14 protein-coding genes and 1 pseudogene are annotated in these 18397 nt (G+C 34.0%); 14 read left to right on the top strand and 1 reads right to left on the bottom strand.

Annotated features, from left to right (window positions below; all coding sequences use genetic code 11):
- Window positions 1-8 precede the first annotated feature (8 nt).
- The 12 genes from HMPREF0877_RS09800 (at window position 9) to HMPREF0877_RS01825 (ending at window position 16481) form a co-directional block, all read left to right on the top strand.
- Complete coding sequence (locus HMPREF0877_RS09800; RefSeq protein WP_050755303.1) at window positions 9-3998, top strand: CDP-glycerol glycerophosphotransferase family protein; 3990 nt, start codon at window positions 9-11, stop codon at window positions 3996-3998.
- Between the two features lie 25 nt (window positions 3999-4023).
- The gene (gene tagD, locus HMPREF0877_RS01875; RefSeq protein WP_040760268.1) at window positions 4024-4470 is read left to right on the top strand and encodes a glycerol-3-phosphate cytidylyltransferase; all 447 of its coding nucleotides are present in this window, start codon (window positions 4024-4026) and stop codon (window positions 4468-4470) included.
- Window positions 4471-4507: 37 nt separating this feature from the next.
- Window positions 4508-5728 carry an SGNH/GDSL hydrolase family protein gene (locus tag HMPREF0877_RS01870; protein WP_002827469.1) on the top strand — a complete coding sequence of 407 codons (1221 nt, stop codon included), beginning with the start codon at window positions 4508-4510 and terminating at the stop codon, window positions 5726-5728.
- Window positions 5729-5748: 20 nt separating this feature from the next.
- Entirely contained in the window at window positions 5749-6183 is a 435-nt protein-coding gene (locus HMPREF0877_RS09795; protein WP_002827467.1) for a hypothetical protein, read from the top strand.
- Window positions 6184-6205: 22 nt separating this feature from the next.
- Complete coding sequence (locus tag HMPREF0877_RS01860; RefSeq protein WP_002827465.1) at window positions 6206-8626, top strand: glycosyltransferase; 2421 nt, start codon at window positions 6206-6208, stop codon at window positions 8624-8626.
- A 3-nt stretch (window positions 8627-8629) separates the two neighbouring features.
- Window positions 8630-10849: a CDP-glycerol glycerophosphotransferase family protein gene (locus HMPREF0877_RS01855; RefSeq protein WP_002827464.1), complete on the top strand. Its 2220-nt coding sequence runs from the start codon at window positions 8630-8632 to the stop codon at window positions 10847-10849.
- Window positions 10850-10895: 46 nt separating this feature from the next.
- Window positions 10896-12644 carry an XcbB/CpsF family capsular polysaccharide biosynthesis protein gene (locus HMPREF0877_RS01850; RefSeq protein ID WP_002827462.1) on the top strand — a complete coding sequence of 583 codons (1749 nt, stop codon included), beginning with the start codon at window positions 10896-10898 and terminating at the stop codon, window positions 12642-12644.
- A 28-nt stretch (window positions 12645-12672) separates the two neighbouring features.
- The gene (locus HMPREF0877_RS01845) at window positions 12673-13461 is read left to right on the top strand and encodes a GT-D fold domain-containing glycosyltransferase (RefSeq protein ID WP_002827460.1); all 789 of its coding nucleotides are present in this window, start codon (window positions 12673-12675) and stop codon (window positions 13459-13461) included.
- Between the two features lie 354 nt (window positions 13462-13815).
- Window positions 13816-14601, top strand: a complete 786-nt coding sequence (locus HMPREF0877_RS01840; RefSeq protein ID WP_002827457.1) for an alpha/beta hydrolase — start codon at window positions 13816-13818, stop codon at window positions 14599-14601.
- A 15-nt stretch (window positions 14602-14616) separates the two neighbouring features.
- The gene (locus HMPREF0877_RS01835) at window positions 14617-15360 is read left to right on the top strand and encodes an alpha/beta hydrolase (protein ID WP_002827456.1); all 744 of its coding nucleotides are present in this window, start codon (window positions 14617-14619) and stop codon (window positions 15358-15360) included.
- Window positions 15361-15390: 30 nt separating this feature from the next.
- Window positions 15391-15591: a hypothetical protein gene (locus tag HMPREF0877_RS01830; protein WP_002827455.1), complete on the top strand. Its 201-nt coding sequence runs from the start codon at window positions 15391-15393 to the stop codon at window positions 15589-15591.
- An 80-nt stretch (window positions 15592-15671) separates the two neighbouring features.
- A complete protein-coding gene (locus tag HMPREF0877_RS01825) occupies window positions 15672-16481 on the top strand; it encodes a Cof-type HAD-IIB family hydrolase (RefSeq protein ID WP_002827454.1) in 810 nt (269 codons plus the stop codon).
- A gap of 26 nt (window positions 16482-16507) precedes the next feature.
- On the opposite strand, the gene HMPREF0877_RS01820 is transcribed toward HMPREF0877_RS01825, so the two are convergent.
- The gene (locus HMPREF0877_RS01820; protein WP_002827453.1) at window positions 16508-17227 is read right to left on the bottom strand and encodes a GntR family transcriptional regulator; all 720 of its coding nucleotides are present in this window, start codon (window positions 17225-17227) and stop codon (window positions 16508-16510) included.
- A gap of 171 nt (window positions 17228-17398) precedes the next feature.
- Between HMPREF0877_RS01820 and HMPREF0877_RS01815 the strand changes: the two are divergent.
- Window positions 17399-17569, top strand: a pseudogene (locus tag HMPREF0877_RS01815) (family 1 glycosylhydrolase); the annotation flags it as partial.
- Window positions 17570-17577: 8 nt separating this feature from the next.
- Window positions 17578-18354 carry a bifunctional 2-keto-4-hydroxyglutarate aldolase/2-keto-3-deoxy-6-phosphogluconate aldolase gene (locus tag HMPREF0877_RS01810; protein WP_002827451.1) on the top strand — a complete coding sequence of 259 codons (777 nt, stop codon included), beginning with the start codon at window positions 17578-17580 and terminating at the stop codon, window positions 18352-18354.
- The last annotated feature ends 43 nt before the right edge of the window (window positions 18355-18397 follow it).

Raw genomic sequence — 18397 nt, 5'->3', positions numbered from 1 at the left:
CAATTGATATGGATTTAAAGAAAAAAGTAAAACGCCTGGCACATATTTCTGAAGTGGCGATGACTTATAAGTATTCTGCTTTGAAGAAGACGCGGGAGTACTATATTCGCCATTATGATCAGTCAACCATTGATGAACAGACCATTTTGTATGAAGCTCGTGATGGTCAGTCAATGACAGATTCACCACTAGCAATTTTTCGATATTTAAACAACCATGAACGATATCAGCATTTAAAACACGTGTGGGTTGTGACTGATAATAGTCCAGAAAACTTAGCTCGAATGGTTGCTAATATACCCAGTAACATGCAGGATAATATTATTTGGGTCAAACGTAATACGATTGCGTATGCAAAGTGGTTATTAAAGGCCAAGTTTCTGATTACCAATTCAACCTTTCAGTCATTTTGGCATAAAAAGCCTGACCAAATTTATGTGAACACTTGGCATGGGACACCCTTAAAATACATGGGCTATGATATACCAGGTTCGAAAACCTCTTTAAAAAATGTGCAGCGTAATTTATTGATGGCGGATTATATTATTTCACCGAATGCACATACATCCTATGTGTTTTTAGATCGCTATAAACTAAATGGTTTATATCAGGGAGAAGTCCTTGAAAGTGGGTATCCACGAATTGATTTGACGTATGGTCATGATCAAGCACAAACCATTGCTTATTTATTACAAAGTGGTGTACGAATAGATAGGGACAAACCAATCGTCATGTACACACCTACCTGGAAGGGAACTTCAATCACCAATCCGTCAGGTAGTATTAATCAAATATTCGAAGAAATTAAGTGTTTGAAGCAATTAAATCCAGATAAAAACATCCTTGTAAAAGTACATCCATATGCTTATCAATTAGCCAAGCGACATGAGAAATTGCATCAATATCTGGTTCCCGATGAAATGGATGCTAATTTAATCTTAGGCGTCACAGATATTTTAATTACTGATTATTCAAGTATCTTCTTTGATTATTTAGTAACTGACAAGCCAATTATTTTCTACGCATGGGATCATGAACTATATAGTAGTTATCGGGGAATGTATTTTGACGATGACGAGCTACCCGGTCCAATTATAGAGGATATTATGACAGTTGGGCGGACTTTACAAGTTATTGATCAAGTTCACACACAATATCAGCAAAAATATCAGCAGTTAAAAGAAAAGATTGTTGCCTATGATGATGGTCAAGTCACTGAACGCATTGTGCAAACGATTTTTGATCAACAATTAGTACCTGGTATTAAGCATTTAAAGGCGAATGATTCAGCTAAAACGAAACTATTAATTTATCCAGGAGGTATGGGTAATAACGGTATTACCACCAGTGCGATTAATCTTAGTCGAAATCTTGATTATGATAAGTACGATGTGACCTATTTGTTATGGGATAGCGATAATGAAGAAATTGTTCATAATGTCGATCAACTAGATGATCGTGTGCGTGTAATATACCGTTTTGGTGTCACCGCACTGACAAGACCAGAACACAAACAAGACCGTTATATTAGTGAACATGGTATCAAATCATGGTCTGATACCAACATTCCAAAAACTGGCTATCAACGAGAGGCAGATCGCTTATTCAATAGTGTGCAATTTGATGATTTGATTGATTTTTCCGGTTATTCATTTAATGGGTCAAAATTATTTGCAGTCATGCCGAGAAAGCAATTAATTGTATATCAACATAATGATTTGTACGCAGACTCACAGAAAATCATTAAGGGGAAGCAAGTGCATGCCAAGAAACTTGGAGCTCTATTCACACTCTATCAAGTTTTCGATAAAATCATTTCCGTTTCGGAAACTCTGAAGCAAATTAATGAGACAAAGTTAGCGAAATATATTAGACCAGAGCAGATGGTTGCTGTGCCAAATTCATTGACCGTACCTACTGGCATAGATGAAGAGTTGGCTGACTCACCTGTAATTGAAGATTATCAAGCAGCTGCAAGTATGCGTCAACAAACGGTTGAAATGTTTATGTCTCTGACGGACATAGTACACGGCAAAGCTGTTACCAAAGAGATAAGTGCTAATGAACATGTTCGTGTCCTTGGACGTGCCCAAATTAATCATTCCACCTTTTACAAGCTTGCAGTTAATGATTTACCAAGCAGTTGGGTTGCGGCGAAGTCGGTTGAAGTTTATGAAGTGAATGAATTGTTGTATCAAGCACCAGTGCATCAAATTGGCTGGGTTTATAACAATAAACGTCGTTTATTCCAAACACCTTACCTGAAAGGTAATGATGCAAGTGATGTGATAGGGCAGGCAAAATGGCTCAATCATACATTTGTAAAAATTGTTGCGCAAGCTGAAACTGGGGATGGTCGTTACTATCAGGTAAAATTACCAAAAAGTCAGCAAGATGCTTGGATAAAAGCATCAAGTATTTTACCAATGCAAGTTTCACCGCACTTTGCCATGTATCAATGGTTATGGAATTGCTTGTCAAATAAGGTTACTGAACAAGCTTATCATGTCGGGATCAAGCAATTATTTACGATTACACATGAAGTTGTTTTGACCAACCAGCCATTAGGCTTAAGCAAACGAGGTCTAAAACAACGCCAGCTAAAAACGGTCAATAAACTCTATATAGCAACTGCATTTGCGCAAACGCTTACGGGAAATTATTTCAGAATTCAAATCGGTCAGAAACAGTGGTGGATTGATGAACATGACATTAATAAACAGATAATTAATGTGCCACTATCTGATAATTACCAAATTAATTTGAGTGACTATTTAGAAGTACCTTTGAACCAGTCGTTAATATTCAATCAACATAGTGAGCAGCTTGTTCGTACACAACTTGGCACATTACCAGATGATTTGATGATAATTGCAGGGTACAGTAATGCTAATTTTATCGATAATCAGTCTGTTTACCAGTTATATTCGGCAAAATTTGGTGAATCAATGATGGTTTCGGTAAATGATGTCATTGTATTAGATACATCACATTTTAATGAAGTTTATGCTATCAGTCGTGAAACAACAATAACTTATCAAAGTATGCTGTTAAGTCAACAATCACAACAAATTAACATTAAAGATTCCTTAGTTGAATTAGCCCGTGTCTGGAATTGGCAAACACAATCGTTCATGATTTATGGGTACTTCGTTAATAAATTTGGTTGGTTTGATGAATCAGTATTGACCAGTGATCATGTAAAGCAATTAGTGGTGCAAGAAAATATTCTGCCAGATGAACATTCAGGTGTGCAATTAGAGGCAGACACTTTGCCAGTGAATGATATCCAACCAGTTGTAAAAATTAATCAACCTTGGATTACACGAAAAGTTTCAGTCCATGAAGCAGGCAAACATTACACACAACTTCAGCGCCAAAATGGACAAACCACCTTACTAACTAATACGGGTGAATCAACATTAGCCTCTGATGTGCAACAGGCAGCTTCAGATACATTACTGTATCGTAATGGTCGTCAATGGGCAACCTATGATCATTTTGTTTTCGTGGCTGTTGGCCGTCTATCACCAGAAAAAAATCAAACAATGCTGTTAGATGCTTTTGCAAAAGTTTATGTGAAGCATCCAGAAGCGGAGTTAATTATTGTTGGCGATGGGGTTAGCCGTGATGAATTAGAAAACAAAGCTGTTGCTCTAGGAATTGCTAATGTTGTGTTGTTTACCGGACAAGTTGACAATCCGGCTGATTATGTTGCGCTAGCAGATGTCTTTGTACATCCGTCACTATATGAAGGTCAACCAATGGTTTTGCTAGAGGCACTAATGCAACAACGTTTGATTATTGCGACCAACATTGCCGCAAATATTGGCGTGTTAGGAAACCAAGAATATGGGTTAGTAACTAAAGATGTGACATCACGAGCATTTGAACGATTAATGTTGTTTGTCATGGAAAAACAAACTAACTTAGCAAAATTTAACATTGAGACATACCAAAAACATGCACGCCGGGCGTTCCATGCTATACTTAAATAATAAATATCAAGAGGAGTCGGGAATTATGAAGAGAGTTATTACTTACGGAACATTTGATATGTTGCACTACGGTCACATAAATTTATTGCGTCGGGCAAAGCAATTGGGTGATTATTTAATCGTTGTTTTGTCATCGGATGAATTTAATTGGGAATCCAAGCAGAAGAAAACGTATTTCTCATATGAGAAGCGTAAGCAATTGCTCGAAGCTATTCGTTACGTTGATTTAGTTATTCCTGAGAACAGTTGGGATCAAAAAATTTCTGATATGAAAGAGTACCATGTAGATACTTTAGTTATGGGAGATGATTGGTCTGGTAAGTTTGACTTTATTGAAGAACAAACAGAAACAGAAGTTGTCTATCTGCCACGGACGCCAGAAATCTCAACTTCACAGATTAAAAATGATTTGAATAAGAAAAAGTTATCTACAGATGTTGATACATCTAAAATTGATGTATCCGGAAACTAATTATTAAGACTAACCAGAGATGGGGACTATTAGCTGTATGGAAGTTAAAAGCAAAGTAAAAAAAATCTTAGGGCAATGGCGTCATAAAAAAGTACAAAATGACTGGACAAATAAAAATGTCGTTGTTTTTGGTGACAGTATTGTTGCTGGTCAAGAACTCGTGCGAGAGGAAACCCCTTATCGTGATGCAGTATATGCCAAATTAGCATCATACTATTTGAATGCTCATAAGCTAGAAAATTTTGCTGAAACAGGTACGGGACAATTTAAAGGCCAATACCATCTTGATCATCTAACTGGTTGGACGCACAGTTTTGAAGGAAGTATTCAACATTATCGACAAGAGATTCAACAAGCTGATGTCGTACTTATTGCTTATGGTAATAATGACTGGAAGCAACCAAATCCAGATGGTTCATTACATACATTAGATGAGGTTAAGATAAAATTACGTGAGAATATCCAGCGTATCAAACTGATTAACCCTCATGTTCAGTTAGTTGGTGTCCTAGAGACGCTGGCCTTTCGGAAATACAAGCCGGCTTGGCATTTAGAAGGGCCAAATGTCTTTACTTATCAGGAAATGTTATCAGCCTTTATCGAGGTTTATCAAGAGTGTGATGTGCCGATATTTGATATCCGGGATTATCATTTAGGTAATCATATGGACGAATATGTTGATGATCGTGACCACTTCACCTTGCCCGTGCACAAGCAAATTGCTAAATCCTTGGCGGATTTTGTACGTCACGGGTATCAATCACCAACACAACGGTTCGGAGAGACGGTTAAATTTATTTTTCCTGACAATTTGTTTGAAGACTCTAAAAAGCGACAATCGTTGTTTAGTGAAATTAGAAAGCAATCACTGCAAGGCAAACGAGCCGAAATTTTGTGGTTTGTCTTAGATAAAAATTACCAAGCCAATTTAGACGATTTATTGTCTAAGAATAAATTACCAACAGACTTAAAAATAACTAATATCTATCAATATTATGCGGCGCCATTACGTTATACCAGTGAATTGGATGAATTATCTTTGAAAGAAGGAGAATTATTTAATTCAAACAATGTGCCGTTTATACGCTTTAGTAAAGAAAATCAGATTTCGGTGAAAAATTTTGATGGTAATTGGTCAGATGCAATGACCAGTGAACAATTTAATAAACTTTGGCTAAAACATTATATTTCGTTAAAGGATGAAGTTTACGTATGGCGTAATGATCAATTTGGACAAGTAGAACCCTTAGAAATTTAAGATAAAAGTGGAGTTGTGGGATGAAATTTTTAAACGAACAAGGACAAGAAATCACTCTTAAACGAGCAGAAAATTTGCCAGGATATGAAGTAACATTGTCAGAAGATGTGGTTATTGATTCAGCAGTAAATAATCCGTTTTTCAAGGGTATTAATATTTTACAGTTACCTAAAAAGTTAAAGGGATTTAGAGAAAATTCTGATCTAAAAACATTATTTGCTCCACAAGTACTTAATGTAGGACTGAAAATTATTTTAGATGAGGATGAATGTGCAATTTTTGAACCAGTAGAAGAATTGGTGCTTAACCAACGGCTAATTTTAGTTAACCGAATTTTTGGAACAAATCAAATTGTTCGACCAATGTTTATAAATTTTGGTCTTAGAAATGTAAAGTTACGTTCAAAAACAGTCATTGGAACTGTTTTAATCCAAAAAAATAATATTGAATTGTAATATTAGAAGATGGGGCAAACTGATGAGAGTCGAACAAATAAAAAAAATTATACCTAATCCAGTAAAAAAAATAATTAAGGATAAGATAAATAAAAGTGTAGTATCTGTTGATGAATCTAAAGTAAGTAATGAAGTAAATGAGAATAGTAGTGATAAATCAGGAATTGAGTTACAGCATCTGATTGAAAAACAGAAACTCAAGCGTAAAGAAAATAAAAATTTTGATATTCGGGCTACATATGTTGAACATCTTGGGAAACCATTAAAAAAACAAATTATTGTTATTGGTAGTAATGGGGGGAGTTTTTCTGGGACCACAATTTCAAAATTTGCTGAAATTATAAATAACAAGGAAATGGATGTTATTGTTGCACTAGATAAATTAACTGACCCTTTTCCCTATGCAAAGATTAGAACAGTCAAAAAATATAGTATTGATTTTGTAAAAGCACTAGCACAATCTAGAATAGTATTAACTCAAGGTCTTTTACCATATTATTTCCAAATGCGTGATGGTCAAGATGTTGTAAATACGTTAGATGAGGTTAATGAGCAGATTGAAAATATAGTATGGCCATTACAGACACCTGGTGTTAGGTTGCAGCATTCAATACTTCAGTCAACAGAATTAATCGGATTACCTGGTGTTAATATTATAGAAATTCTTCGTACTCTTGGCATAGACAGAATTTACCAGGGGAAGATAGTTGAAAATTATAATCTAAGCATGCATTTTGAAGAAAATGTTAAAAAAGAAGGGAAAAAATTCCCATTAAAAACACCTTATGCTGTAAGAAAGTATACAAAAGACCACTCTACTTTAAATATTTTGTTGATTCATTTAGAGAAATCGAAAAGTTTAAATATTTCAACCACTTTAAAACGCATCATTAGTCAAGAAACAGAAAAATTAGTTTTAATAGATGTTGCCCCCCATATTCATAAGCAATTGTATAAAGATGCTTTTCTTAAAGAATATATAATTGGTATAAATCGTAATATAGAACCATACTTAAAAAATGTAACAGAATTATACACAGATAGTCTTGGTTATTCTAGCCTATTCACTAATATTGAAGTGAAACTATTTAATTATCTAGATAATGATACTTATTCATTAGAAGATGTCAATCCATTACGGATTATGGAGCATACGTCTAGACTTATCAATGATAAGAAAAATATTTTAATGTATGGGGGAGGATTCTACAATAATGGAATAACATCTTCTGTTTTGAATTTATCCAACTATTTAGACTATGAAAAGTATAATTTGATTATTATTGAAAAAGGTGAATTTAAAAGTTCAGACAAGGATAATATACAAAAATTAAGTCCCAAAGCTACTGTAATTCAGCGCTTTGGAGTAAGTGTTTTTGATGAGCAAGAGCAGGCAATTCACGAAATGATTACACTGAAATCCGGATATGAAAATTGGATGGAAAAAATCAATCCATTTAATCAATATCGTAGAGAAATTAAGCGAATGACAGGACTAAGTAGCTTCGATTATGCTGTAGATTTTGGTGGTTATAGTAGTTACTATGAAGCACTAATTTTGTCTGTAAAGGCCCAAAAGCATACTATTTTCTTACACAATGATATGTGGGAAGAGACAAAACGGTTTGTTGATGGTCAATTCATTATGCAGGACACTCTTATGCGAATATTTAAGTTATATCAGTTTTTTGACTGTTATGTTAGTGTGTCGGAAGAAGTAATGAAGCAAAATCAAATAAAACTTTCCGACTATACCGATAAAAACAAATTCTTTACAGTTAACAATTTAATAAATAAATTTGATATCCAAAAAAAGCGTTTTGATCCAAATATAGCAATGATTCAATATTGGAATGAAAACTATTACATAACATATGATAGTGAAAATGATACAAGTATTGATTCTGGAACTTTTCTTGCTCCCTCAAATGGAAAGTTCACATTTGTTATGGCGGGAAGGCTATCTCCTGAAAAAGGACATAAAAAAATGATAGATGCTGTAAAACTTGTTCAGGACAATAGCAATGTGGAATTTGAAGTATTGGTTTTGGGTGAAGGTCCTCTAAAAGAAGAATTAAACAAATATAGTTTAATACAAGGAGTATCACACATTGTTAAGTTTGTTGGGCAAGTAGCTAATCCTTATTATTATTTTGATCATTCTGACGCCTTTTTAATGACATCAGATCATGAAGGACAGCCTATGGTTCTATTAGAGGCAGCGTCTATGGGATTACCAATTCTAGCTACTGACATACCAGGAAATAGGAGTGTGGTTTCCAAATTTGGTGGCGAATTGGTAGAAAATACAGTGGAAGGGTTGCAGGAAGCAATGCGGAATACCATTGAAAACCCATTGGACTTAAAGAAACCTGATTTTGATATCGATCAATACAACGAGGTATCATATCAAGTACTTGAAAAAACGGTTTTGGGGGAATAATTAATGAGTAATTTGGACAATTTCGATATTGATTTGAGAAAAGAATTTATAAAAAAGCATCAGACTGAAATTGAAAAAAGAGTTGTATCAAACAGAAACTTTAGAAGAATCAATGAGTATAGTGAGTATATCCTTGGCAAGGAACATCCTATTAAACAAGATGTAATACTGTATGATTCTTTCTTAGGGAAAAGCATGACGGATAACCCATATGCAATTTTTTTAGAAATTTTAAAGAAAGATGTTCACCATAAGTACCATCATGTTTGGATTTTAGAAAATCCTGAAAATGTGCAGTCTAGCAGATTTTCAGAATTAACCAATGTGGAATTTATTAGGCCATATACAAAAAAACACTTACAATATTTGGCGACAGCAAAGTATCTAATAATCAATACGTCTATGCCGTATTATTTTGTCAAAAGACCAGATCAGATTTTGATAAATATGTGGCATGGTACACCGATTAAGGGTATGGGAAAGTATATGGGCGGAAGATTTGGACAATGGGCTAACGTTCAAAGGCAATTTTTGATGACTGATTATATGGTTCATCCAAATGAATATACTCAAAACATAATGAATGATAGTTATGACTTAAATGGAATTTATGATGGTATTCAACTGACCGTTGGATATCCAAGGGTCGATTTAATACAAACTACAGATAAAGAGAATTTTTTCAATTTTTTGAATAGAATAGTGCCAATTGAAGATGATAAAAAAATAGTATTGTATGCTCCTACATGGCGTGGAAATCAGGAGAGTGTTTCAAATATGACAGAAGAATTTGTGCAAAATTCTTTGGATATTCAGAATGCTTTACCTGAAGGATATCAGTTGTTAGTGAAAGCACATCAAATTGCCTATGATAAAGCTAAATCTGATAGAAGGATTAAAGATATTCTTGTTCCAAACGATGTGGATACATCGGAGTTGTTAAGTGTAACAGATGTTCTAATTTCAGATTATTCAAGCATATTTTTTGATTATCTTGTCACAGGTAAGCCAGTGTTTTTGTATGTATACGACCTAGAATCATATATCGCTGATAGAGGATTGTTGCTTGACATCAATTCGGTTCCTGGAAATGTTGTGTTGGATATAGAAGAATTAGCGAACGCTTTAGCTAATTTAGAAGACTATACAATGAATAATAGTAATAGAGTCAGTGAGTATATAAAATGGCAAACTGGTCATGCAGCAACACGTATTATTGATGAATTATTCGAAAATAAGGATGAAGTCGAATATGAATATGAAGTGAAAATAAATAATAATAGAAAAAACGTTGTTTTGTATTTGGATGGGTTTGAAAATAATGATTACTACTCTAAGGTACAATTCATTAACTCTTTAACTGAAAACATTGACAGTAATATCATATTACTTACCAAAGACCATCTTAGCAATGAAGAATTGCTACTGCTTTCTCAAATCAGGATTAAATACAATCATATATTCCGGTTAGGGCAAGTTAATTACACAGTCGATAATTATGTAGCATACTCCTTAACTAACCAAGGTGATATGTCAATGTATAAAGAAGAAAATGTACAAAACATATTAAAAGAAGAAATTCGAAGGATAGTTCCGTTAAAAAGAATTGATCACTTTATTTATCTAGGTAAAATGATGGATGTTTTTGAAAATAATCTATTTGCATTTGGTATTACGGCTACAAATAAAACTTACGTAAAAACAAATCTTTTTTATAATGATCAAAAAACAAGAATAAATGTATCTAAAAATAAGCATATTATTAAAAATGTTTTACCTCAATATGATGAAATTATTGATTTAACGGCTATTAATAGTAATCCTGTGGTGATTAGTCAGAATAAATATATTCCGGTAATGTTCAATAATGAAAAGATTAATGTAATTAAGTTAAAAAAGGGCAGAAAATTAATGATGATTGCTAATAATTTTTCTGATTTTGATGAATTATTTGGAATTTATAATTTGCAACGTATTGTGGCTCAAAATTATTATGATGCGGTATATATATATGGCAATGAAGAAATATTTGGTAATTATTTTAAAAATGAGAAGAGTGTTTATTTGATTGATTCAAAAAATATTAGTTTAATGAATCTTCTGCCACTTGCATTAAATTTTTCTGATTTAATGCTTGATACTAAAGATATGAATAAATATTTTAAAACTTTTTATTCATATATAGTTAACAAAAAAATAAATATCATTGATATGAATGTATAATATTGCAATTTATTTCTAGAGTTTTTAGTATAGTGAAAGTGGACGTATGGCTGTAATTCAATTAATAAAGAATATTGATAATTTATCAAATGACTCTGACAAAGTTGTTCAAAAATTTAGTAAATTATTACAAAACTCAAAAAATGAATATAAATTATTGCATATTGGCTATATGCAAGATATGTTTTATGTTAGGTCTAAAATAGACAAAGATACGGATTTTGAACAAATAACATGGTGGCTTTCAGATCACAGCGATTTTTTTAGTGACGATTATATGAGTAATATTGAAACTCAAAAAAATAATGGGAAATTTATATCTAATTTTAGTGGTGGGAAAAACGTTTCTGATTTTTGGATGCATGAAAATAAAATTCGCTTAGTGTTTATTCGTGGAACGAATGGACAGGGGACTGAAAGATGGTATCTCAACAGTCAAGGTAAAATATTCTTGAAAACAGAGATTCATCTTGAAGCAAGTGGGTATGTGACTGATGCTCTTAAAATAAAAATAAATGGAAGCGAGATAAAATTTCTTTCAGAAGAAGAATTAATTCATTTTTATTTAAGTCATATAATTCACGATGGAGACGTATTAGTCACAAGTGATTTGTCACTAATTGACATTGAACTCAATTATTTTGGACATGCTACTGGGAAAATATTTAACATTGTGGACCGTTCACCTGAAATAAAAAAAATCAAACAGCAAATTTTTTTGGTAGATGGATTAATTACTGGAAACAAAGATATATATGAACAATTACTTCTTGACTATTCTTTCAACAAAAATGAAGTTTACTTTATTGGGGAGAATAGTTTAAAAAGAAATTTGTCGATTAAAGGGTTTAGCATGGAAACGATTAAGTTTGATAATCATGATAAACCGAAGTTAGGTGCTGAAATAATTAAGTTAGACCATAATTTTAATAGAGAAAAACTGTTGTCTGGTGCGGGAAAACATCCAGATTTGGTTAATTTGCTTAATGAATTAGCTGGTATGGATTATATTTTATATCGTGGTACAAAGAAATCGGCTTGGTTTATAAGAAGAAGGCTTTACGATTCACGAAGCCTTAAACGATTTAAGGATGTATTTTATCAATTAAATATTCCAGAAAAAAAGAGAATAACTAATAAAAGAAACAAGTTAGTGGTCTTCTTCTTGAGTCTTCCCCCAGTAGATGGCCTGATTTCAAATGATCCCCAAGATAGATCTTTTACGGAAATGTTTTTAAATATACAGCGTAGTTTAGTAAAGGACACTTTTGTTCTACGAATTGCCGATTTGAATTTAGTTAGGGGTTCATTTTATGCCAACTCAGTCAATTTTCAGGACTATGAGCAACAAATACAGTCTTTGATACGGAAAATTATGACAGAAAATGATATCACTGTTGATAATGTTGTTACGTATGGGGTATCAAGGGGTGGAGTCGGAGCATTAATTCATGGTGCATGGTTGAATTCACGAATAGTTGCTGTTGATCCAATTATTAATGATGAATATTATGTAAAATATAAACAGGATGTACATTATGTTGGACAAAATCGTGAGGTAGACTTAACTAGTAAGATTGAGTCATATTTGAGTCATAGTACTGCGTCAGGGCTAATTCTTTCTAATCACTTTATACAAAATAATTGGAAGTATTTAGAACGACTAAATTTGCAGAATAAGTTACAGCTTATTGATGTGAAAGATGATACAGTAACAGAACATTCTGTGCTATCTAGAAATACTGTCCCAGAACAGCTAATGTATTTAAACATGGCATTTTATAAACTAATTTAAAAATCGAAAGAAAAGAGAGTGCATTAAGATGGACACTTCATTAACACAACTAAAATTAGCAGCACTTCCTATGTATAGCGAACTACAACGATTGATTTGGGATAAGATGTATGACATGCCTGAGTCGTTAAAAGTTATTAAAGATAATAAATTATCTGTGTCACGATTTGGTGATGGTGAGAACACTCTAATTGCAACGCCTTATTTTAATACACCTTTTCAAAAAAATTCAGCAAATTTGTCTAAGGAATTGAAGGATATTTTAATTAATCCTAATCATAATTTAATTGTGGGTCAACCATCTCCAATTTTAAATGAAAGTCATATTAGACTATGGTCTAATTCGTTTATTCAATTAAAACCTTTATTGGAAAAGAATGCACATTCTAGGTTTGTAAGTACCCATCTATCACGTCCACTTTTTTTTAAGAAATATGATAGAACTGCTGTAGAAATGTATAGGGAGTTATGGCGGGGGCTAGATATTACTGTTGTTACAGGTAAAGGAAGTAGATTTGATTTAATTCCGGATATGTTTAACACTATCAAGTCTGTAAAATATGTATATACCAAGGCAGTAGATGCCTATGATGATATTGATGACTTAAGAGAGAGATTGAAAAAAGATTCATCTGATTTAATTATTCTTTCTTTAGGACCAACAGCAACTGTTTTAGCTTCTGATTTAAGTAAAATGGGTAAGTGGGCAATTGATCTTGGACATGTGGCCTCAGCATACTACAATGTATTCGAAGGAGGGAAAATGCCTGAACAAGCTCCAATCATTGAAGGTAGTAGTAAAACAGCTATATATTAGTATAATAGGTTTTATCACCGATTAAAAGAATTATTGAACTCAGACACTTAATATTACGAAAAATATAAAATTTTTATAGTGTAGAGTATTAAGTAGTATGCACATCATAAAATTAATAAATCAAGTTTGTGAATCTGATAATTTTTATCAGGCTTGCAAGCTTTTTTAGTTAGTAAAGTCATAAAATTAGTGTATACAGATAACAATTTTTACACAGAAATTGTTATTTCAACAGAAAATTCGGCTTTTTTGAATAAATTGATGATTAAATAATATTTTTATATTCTTTACATGTTAATATGTTCGAAAGTCAAATTAAAACTTTATCATTATTTCTGTGAAAAGAGGTTCACTATGGCTCATTTACAAGTTGACTATTACTCACAAGTACTCGGCATGGATCGTACGATGAACGTTATCTTACCTGAATTGTCAAACCACAATCCAACTTGGACTGCAGAAACATTACAAGATATACCAGTTCTTTACTTACTACATGGCATGTCGGGTGACCAATCGACCTGGCAACGTCGTACGGATATTGAACGATTGGTCAGACAAACGCCACTTGCAATTATTATGCCATCAACCGATTTGGCATGGTATACCAATACGCAGTATGGCTTAAATTATTTTGATGCAATTGCAAAAGAATTACCAGAAAAAGTTGCCAGTTTTTTTCCACAACTTTCAACTAAAAGATCAAAAAATTTTGTGGTTGGATTATCAATGGGTGGTTATGGTGCTTTCAAAATGGCGTTTGCAACCGATAAGTTTAGTTATGCTGCTTCACTTTCCGGAGCCCTTGTGGGTGAGACAGATACATTACTTGATTTGGAATCATTAACTTATTGGCGAGGCATTTTTGGTGATTTAGATCATTTTATTGGCTCTGATAATGACATTTTGACGTTAGCAGAGCGCTGTGAAAACAAACCGAAATTATATGATTGGATAGGGGAGCAGGACGAGTTTAAACAATTAAATGATACAGCTGTGTCTAAATTAAAGCAGTTATCATACGACATCACCTATGAAACATCCCCTGGTCGTCATGAGTGGTATTATTGGGATAAACAAATTGAACGAGTATTGGAATGGTTACCAATTAACTATGTGCAAGAGGAACGCTTATCTTAATGAGGGGAGATTTTTATGGCGGTAAGTCGATTGTCATTTTACTCTAAGACATTAAAAATGAATACAAGTGTCAATATTATTTTGCCGGAGTACCCAAAAGGATCAGAGAAAACACTATTGTTGTTACATGGTTTAGGTGAAGATGAAAATGCTTGGCTAAATCAAACACGGCTGACCGATTATGCCAGTCAGACAGATATCACGATTATTATGCCACGAGTAGACCGAAGTTATTACACGAGCCGGGATGGTGAGAGTCAGTATTTTGAATACATTAGCCAGGAACTACTACAACGTTGTCGTGCATGGTTTCATTTGTCAGATCAACGATCACAAACATTTATTGCGGGAACTTCGATGGGTGGCTTTGGAGCATTGAAAACTGGATTGACACATCCAAAAGAATTTCAAGCAATTTTTCCAATGTCTGCGATGACTGATATTGTACAAAAATGGCATGAGAGTCCAAAACGTGATGTTTGGTTCAAAGGACTATTTGGTTCACCAGATCAAGTGAAAAATTCTATTAATGACATTAATTACTTGATAACACAACAGGGAGCGCAGACACCATATATTTGGCAACTATGTGGGACTGATGATCCATTTTATGACATGAATCTGGCCCTTAACGAACGAATTGAACAACAGGGGTTACGTCATGAGTTTGTTGCGGTCAGTGGTGGCCATGAGTGGGTCGTATGGGATAAAGCCATTCAACAGGTTATTAAGTTAATCGATGAAAATGCATTTGCTTAAATAATTTCATGAAGACAGGGGGAAAATATTTTGGCAGAACAAATAACAGGTGTTGTACTAATTTTAATTAGCTTTTGGGAATTTTATAGTGTTAGAGGGGTTTTCCTAAATAGCAAGCGACATGGTACAAAAAGTACGTCTCATTTTCTACCAGCAGCTCTCTGGAGTGGCATTGTGTTTGGTGTAGCAATGTTAGGGATTGGGATAGCACTAATTTTCAAGCAAATTTGATTACGGTTTAACTTCTTTTTTGTTGACTTGTTGGTGTAGACCAATTAACATGAAAGCGTTAACAATAACTTAGGGGAGATATGACGATGATCAAATTAATTGTGCTAGATATTGATGATACACTTTTAAATTCAGAGGGGAAGATTCTCATTAGTACAAAAATTGCTTTAAAAAAGGCACTTGAGAATGGTATAAAAGTGGTGCTTTGCTCGGGACGACCCTTGCCAGGGGTGCGACCATTTTTAAATGAGCTTGGTATTAATAGTGATGACCAGTATGTCATTACTTATAATGGCAGTGTGATTGAGTCCGTTACTGGGAAAGTTATCAATAAATTAGGCCTTCCAAATGCTGAATACCGCCACATAGATGAATATGCTAAGCAACATCAGCTGCAGTACAATGTGCTCGACGAAGATGGTGAAATTTATACTAGCAATACTAATGTTAGTCGCATTACCGTCATTCAGGCATGGGAGAACGATGCGGGGTTATTGATTCGTACACCTGATGAATTAGGCAATGATTTCTCAATCGTTAAAGCGATCTTTGTGGGTGAGACTGATGAATTAAATCAGATTGAACCAGCAGTAGTGAAAGAATTTGGTGGTCAATATTACGTTGTACGAGCTGCTGATAATTTCTTAGAAGTTATGAATGCATCAGCAAGTAAGGGAGCAGCTTTAGAAATTTTGGCAGCTGAACTTGGAATAGATGCTGAAGAAGTAATGGTGTTTGGTGATGAACAAAATGACATCCCCATGTTTAAATTTGCCGGCCATGCGATCGCGATGGGTAACGGCTCAGAATTAGCAAAAAGTTATGCAACATTTGTTACGGATACCAATGACAATGATGGTATTGCGAAAGCACTAGATAAATTTATTTAACAGGCAAAAATTCTTGTGAGTAATCGTCAACTCACAGGAATTTTTTCGTCGTTAATTTTATAAATAAAACTTCGAATTATCAGGGTGATAAACATTTTCGGAATAATCAAATATTTCACCACTTGTTGAATAAAATGTTTCATGAACTGACAGTCCAAAATTTTTTCTGGAAAGCCTAATTTTTCGGACTCGATTGAAGTTAATTCACGAACATCAAAATACTTATCAGTGAAACTAATGGTAATGTTGTATGCCAATTTAATGTAATTAAATAAAGATTGTTGGGCGATTGAATCATTCAAATAAGGCACAAGTTTTGAATTATAGTATGATGTTTCAAAACAAAATACCTTATTGTTTATTGATTTGGTACGCTGCACTTTAAAAACAGGGATGTCTACGGTACAGTTTAGTTTTTGTGCTACAGCCAACGATGGTGAAATTTTTTGCACATTAATATTTGAATTTTCAGTGGGCTCCTTGGTGAAATCGCTGTTCCAACCATTGCTCAAATTGAAATTGATGTAATCATCGGTAGGCATGCTACGAACAAAGGTACCACTACCTTGAACTTGGTAGATAAAGCCTTCTTTTTCCAGTTCGGCGATGGCTTTTTGAATGGTAATTTTACTTGCTTGATAGTCAGTCACTAATTCTGTCAGACTAGGTAGTTGGTCACCTTGTTTTAACTGGCTATCTTGGATATATGAAAAAATTTGTTTAGCAATTTGTTGATATTTCAGCACGAATCGACTCCTTCTATGACACATTCGAATGCGTTCAGTGAAAACGATTGCATTACAGTATATGCACTATTATAGTGTACATATACAATTTAAGTGAGTCAAAGATTTTTAACTAAAATAAATTGCTGAGTAAAGATAATCTTATTCATGGACGAATATGGGGAGGCGAACATGGGATTAGAATTAGCCGATGACTTTCTATGGGGAGGAGCAATTGCTGCTCATCAAGCTGAAGGGGCATGGAATCAAGATGGTAAGGGGGTATCGATTGCTGACATTTTGACCGCGGGTACCAATTACAAGCATCGCGAAATAATTGATGGTGTCATTGAGGGGTTAAACATATCCTTATGTCCCTAGTTGATGGAAGTCAACTAGAACAGGCTGAAAAATTGATTGATAAAAATAAGCGTATATTTATTTTAGGTGCCGGACGCTCAGGCTTAATGGCAAGGGGCTTTGCAATGAGACTTGTGCATATTGGATACACCGTCTATGTGATTGGTGAGACAATTACGCCTTCCATTCAGGCGGGTGATGTATTGGTTTCGGTTTCAGGTTCTGGAAAAACAGCGATAGCTTGTATAAAGGGTGGCGTAAAAGCAATTGAATTAACATTTACGGCACCTTCAGCAGATGAATTGATTAAGCAACTAAACGAAGAGTTTGCGAATGATTCAGAAGTAATTGTCGGTACTGGCACAGTGCTTGATGCGATTACTGCTAGAGTTGCAATTATGGCTGGTGCAGAGTTTATTGTTAGCCCAGCATTTGACCGTGAGACAGCATTTATTTGCAATGAATATCAAATTCCTTATTTACCAGGATGTATGACAATTAATGAGATTAAGTCTGCTTTACGTTATGGTGCTGATGTTGTCAAAGTTTTCCCTGGCAGCTCAGTTGGTAAAGAATTTGTTCAAGCTTTCAAAGCACCCTTACTATTTGGTAATGTTATGCCAACAGGTGGTGTAAATTTAGAAAATATGCATGAATGGTTTGATTTAGGCGTTGTCGCAGTTGGCGCAGGAAGCGATTTGACTGGTGCAGCAGCAGTCGGTGATTTTGATAGTGTGACAAAACGTGCAAAAGACTATCATCAAGAATATTTGCGAATTAAAAATTAAATTACTTATCTCTCCATAAAAATTAAAGTTTGAGTTTCGCATG

The organism is Weissella paramesenteroides ATCC 33313, assembly GCF_000160575.1.
In the GTDB taxonomy this organism is placed as follows: domain Bacteria; phylum Bacillota; class Bacilli; order Lactobacillales; family Lactobacillaceae; genus Weissella; species Weissella paramesenteroides.
This window is presented reverse-complemented; position numbering and strand designations above follow the sequence as displayed.

What these genes read in the sequence shown, in the direction of transcription:
- HMPREF0877_RS09800 (WP_050755303.1), top strand. Translation starts at nt 9, where the DNA reads ATGGATTTAAAGAAAAAAGTAAAACGCCTGGCACATATTTCTGAAGTG.
- tagD (WP_040760268.1), top strand. Translation starts at nt 4,024, where the DNA reads ATGAAGAGAGTTATTACTTACGGAACATTTGATATGTTGCACTACGGT.
- HMPREF0877_RS01870 (WP_002827469.1), top strand. Translation starts at nt 4,508, where the DNA reads ATGGAAGTTAAAAGCAAAGTAAAAAAAATCTTAGGGCAATGGCGTCAT.
- HMPREF0877_RS09795 (WP_002827467.1), top strand. Translation starts at nt 5,749, where the DNA reads ATGAAATTTTTAAACGAACAAGGACAAGAAATCACTCTTAAACGAGCA.
- HMPREF0877_RS01860 (WP_002827465.1), top strand. Translation starts at nt 6,206, where the DNA reads ATGAGAGTCGAACAAATAAAAAAAATTATACCTAATCCAGTAAAAAAA.
- HMPREF0877_RS01855 (WP_002827464.1), top strand. Translation starts at nt 8,630, where the DNA reads ATGAGTAATTTGGACAATTTCGATATTGATTTGAGAAAAGAATTTATA.
- HMPREF0877_RS01850 (WP_002827462.1), top strand. Translation starts at nt 10,896, where the DNA reads ATGGCTGTAATTCAATTAATAAAGAATATTGATAATTTATCAAATGAC.
- HMPREF0877_RS01845 (WP_002827460.1), top strand. Translation starts at nt 12,673, where the DNA reads ATGGACACTTCATTAACACAACTAAAATTAGCAGCACTTCCTATGTAT.
- HMPREF0877_RS01840 (WP_002827457.1), top strand. Translation starts at nt 13,816, where the DNA reads ATGGCTCATTTACAAGTTGACTATTACTCACAAGTACTCGGCATGGAT.
- HMPREF0877_RS01835 (WP_002827456.1), top strand. Translation starts at nt 14,617, where the DNA reads ATGGCGGTAAGTCGATTGTCATTTTACTCTAAGACATTAAAAATGAAT.
- HMPREF0877_RS01825 (WP_002827454.1), top strand. Translation starts at nt 15,672, where the DNA reads ATGACGATGATCAAATTAATTGTGCTAGATATTGATGATACACTTTTA.
- HMPREF0877_RS01810 (WP_002827451.1), top strand. Translation starts at nt 17,578, where the DNA reads ATGTCCCTAGTTGATGGAAGTCAACTAGAACAGGCTGAAAAATTGATT.